The 1,780-nt window shown below is 30.4% G+C and carries 3 protein-coding genes; all 3 read right to left on the bottom strand.

The features are described 5' to 3' along the window. Nucleotides 1-321 (bottom strand): hypothetical protein (locus AC3WVG_RS11645; RefSeq protein ID WP_488798287.1); only part of this gene is annotated, 321 nt, incomplete at its 3' end. A 1-nt stretch (nucleotide 322) separates the two neighbouring features. Further along, the gene (gene pheT / locus AC3WVG_RS11640; protein WP_488798286.1) at nucleotides 323-1,471 is read right to left on the bottom strand and encodes a phenylalanine--tRNA ligase subunit beta; all 1,149 of its coding nucleotides are present in this window, start codon (nucleotides 1,469-1,471) and stop codon (nucleotides 323-325) included. A 46-nt stretch (nucleotides 1,472-1,517) separates the two neighbouring features. Continuing rightward, nucleotides 1,518-1,780 (bottom strand): 4Fe-4S binding protein (locus AC3WVG_RS11635; RefSeq protein WP_488798285.1); only part of this gene is annotated, 263 nt, incomplete at its 5' end.

Raw genomic sequence — 1,780 nt, 5'->3', positions numbered from 1 at the left:
AATCAATGGTGCTAAGGCTATTATTGGTAATGCTTTTATAAACGCAAAGTAGGGATAGAGAGTACGTAAATGTTTAAGATATAAAAAAGATATAGCTATTAAAATACCAAACAACGATCCAAATAAGAAACCAAAAATAGATTCTATAAAAGTAATTGTTGCATGATAAATAAAAAAGTTAAAGTTTTTACCAATTATAATTATAATTTCTGAAGGTTTAGGAAAGATATAATTAGGTATAGTAAAAACTCTTAATATTAGTTCCCAAATTAATACTATTCCGATCAAAGTTATTATGTGTTGTATTTTTTTTAACTTCATTTTAATCGCCTCTCAAAATATTTCTAATACAATCTACAATTCTTGTAATTATACTAACTCTACCATGTGTTGGCTGTGTTGGTAATTCTCTAATAATATTATCATACCCATACATTATTAATACATCTTCAATTATATCTACCTTATGTAGAACATTTATTCTATATGGAGGAACTTTAACATTTATAATACCATTACTAATATCAACACCATATCTAGATTTTAACAATAGTTTTACTATATCTTCATCTTTTAAATCTACACCAGATATATCATATACCTCATAACTACTAATACTATATGTTTGAAATTCAAAAGAACTTTCAACATCCTTACTGTAGTTTGGTACTTCTTCTGAAAATATTATTTTCGGTATTTCAACAATCTTACTTCTACTTCTCTCTAATACGTTGTATATAACTACCTTATATACGTCTAGTACTCTTCTCAAGTCTGTTCCTGTAATGTCAATCATTATATTTTTAGTATTTTCAGTAACTTTATAATCATCAGAATTTAATATTGGTATTATTACTAGACAGTTATCTTCTGAATCTAGTATGATTGGAACTTTATTACCTTCTCCAAGAGCTATATATCCATACTTTTGACCTTTCTCAGTTTCTTTCAAAACTTCTCTACCTGACATATATCTATCATATCCTAATGGTCTATATCTTACAGAATCTACATCTCTAGATGTATATCTTATTGGAAATTTTATTAAATCAGCATCATATAGTCCAATAGCTGCTACTCTCCTATCTCTACCATATGTTTGATGAAGCTTTTCCTGTAGTTGCATTAGTTGTCTAATAGCTTCATCATCCAGTACAACATCTCTAACAATACTAGTTACTACAAATCTTCTCCATGGAACATAGTCAACATACATGACATATGTTCCAAATTTTACATCAACTTTTGGAGGACCGACCTCAATTTCTAAAATACCTTTTAAAGTTCTTGCAATTCCCTCTACAGAGAACATGTCTGGTCTATCGTGAGTAATCTCCATCTCTATACATTCATCCTCAATCTTCTCTATCTCACCTTTGAGATTTGAAAGTAGTCTCTTCAATTCATCTTCACTCAACTTCTCACCAACTAGCCTCTCCAAATCCCACTTTGTGAATGATATTACAGGCACAGATTGCCAAGTATTTTACTTGAGGAGATATTTTTAGATTAAGGTTTCACTCTTCAGGTATTTCAAGCTCAATTTCCTCAACTGTAAGTACGTTATGTGGACAAAACATTGCACAAAATCCACAATGTGTACATATTAGTGGCTTATTCTGTTCTTCATCCCACTGTATTGCACCTACTATACATGCATCAACACACTTCTTACATCCAATACACTTATCATAATTTACATACAGTACTATTCCCCTTCTCTCAATTGCATCCATTGGACATGCACGTACACACGGTGGATCTTGACATAGTCTACATA

The sequence above is a fragment of the Desulfovulcanus sp. genome, assembly GCF_982781345.1.
The sequence above is the reverse complement of the archived record's forward strand: the minus strand, read 5'-3'. Positions and strand labels throughout refer to the sequence as shown.